The organism is Ruegeria sp. AB9 (assembly GCF_056542585.1).
Genome location: NZ_JBQGAA010000052.1, coordinates 1 through 1772, shown reverse-complemented (window position 1 = coordinate 1772; position 1772 = coordinate 1). Strand labels below are relative to the sequence as shown.

The window sequence follows — 1772 nt, the reverse complement described above, 5'->3', positions numbered from 1 at the left end:
TCACATGAAGATGACGACAGAAGAGGCCTTTGTTAAGGTTCTGCAGATGCACGGGATTGAACATGCGTTCGGGATCATTGGTTCAGCGATGATGCCGATCTCGGATTTGTTCCCGAAGGCCGGGATCATGTTCTGGGACTGCGCGCATGAAGGCAGCGCCGGGATGATGGCGGATGGCTACACCCGCGCCACCGGCAAGATGTCGATGATGATCGCGCAGAACGGCCCCGGTATCACCAACTTTGTCACCGCCGTCAAAACCGCCTACTGGAACCACACGCCGCTGTTGCTGGTGACCCCGCAGGCGGCGAACAAGACCATTGGTCAGGGTGGCTTCCAGGAAGTCGAGCAGATGAAACTGTTCGAAGACATGGTCGCCTATCAGGAAGAGGTCCGCGATCCGTCCCGCGTTTGCGAGGTTCTGAACCGCGTGATCATGCAGGCCAAACGCGCCAGCGCGCCGGCTCAGCTGAACATCCCGCGCGATATGTGGACTCAGGTGATCGACGTCGATCTGCCCGCCATCGTCGATTTCGAGCGCCCCTCGGGCGGCGAAACCGCCGTCGCGCAGGCTGCCGAACTGCTGTCGAACGCCAGGAACCCGGTGATCCTGAACGGGGCCGGTGTGGTTCTGGCCGAAGGTGGCATCGAGGCCTCGAAGGCTCTGGCCGAGCGTCTGGATGCGCCGGTCTGCGTCGGCTACCAGCACAACGACGCCTTCCCTGGCTCGCACCCGCTGTTTGCCGGTCCGCTGGGCTATAACGGCTCCAAAGCCGGGATGGAACTGATCAGCGAGGCGGATGTGGTTCTGTGCCTCGGCACCCGTCTGAACCCGTTCTCGACCCTGCCGGGCTATGGCATCAACTACTGGCCTGCGGATGCGAAAATCATTCAGGTCGACATCAACCCCGACCGTATCGGTCTGACCAAGACCGTCTCGGTCGGCATCGTCGGCGATGCGGCCAAGGTGGCCAACGGCATTCTGGCTCAGCTGAGCGACACGGCGGGCGACGAAGGCCGCAAAGAACGCAAAGAGCGCATCGCCCAGAAGAAATCGGCCTGGGCGCAGGAACTGACCTCGATGACCCACGAGGATGACGATCCGGGCACCAGCTGGAACGAGCGTGCCCGTGCCGCGAAACCCGACTGGATGAGCCCGCGCATGGCGTGGCGTGCGATCCAGGCGGCGCTGCCGAAAGAGGCGATCATCTCGTCCGACATCGGCAACAACTGCGCCATCGGCAACGCCTATCCGGCCTTTGAAGAGGGCCGCAAATACCTGGCCCCCGGCCTGTTCGGCCCCTGTGGTTACGGCCTGCCCGCCATCGTCGGCGCCAAGATCGGTCAGCCGGACGTTCCGGTAGTGGGCTTCGCCGGTGACGGCGCCTTTGGCATCGCGGTGAACGAACTGACCGCGATCGGCCGCGAGGAATGGCCCGCCGTGACCCAGATCGTGTTCCGCAACTACCAGTGGGGTGCGGAAAAGCGCAACTCGACCCTGTGGTTTGATGACAACTTCGTCGGCACCGAGTTGGACACCAAAGTGTCTTATGCCGGCATCGCCAGCGCATGTGGCCTGAAGGGTGTTGTCGCCCGCACTCAGGAAGAGCTGACTGCGGCGCTGAACCAGGCGATCGAGGACCAGAAGAACGGCATCACCACGCTGATCGAGGCCCTGATCAACCAGGAACTCGGCGAACCCTTCCGCCGCGACGCTATGAAAAAACCCGTCGCTGTCGCGGGCGTCTCCGCAAACGACATGCAGGCGCAAG

1 protein-coding gene is annotated in these 1772 nt (G+C 62.8%); it reads left to right on the top strand.

Translation table 11 applies throughout. The features are described from left to right. Positions 1 to 4 precede the first annotated feature (4 nt). Positions 5 to 1772, top strand: a 1768-nt coding sequence (gene xsc, locus ACR0K5_RS25055) for a sulfoacetaldehyde acetyltransferase (protein WP_480632220.1), incomplete at its 3' end; no start/stop codon positions are given.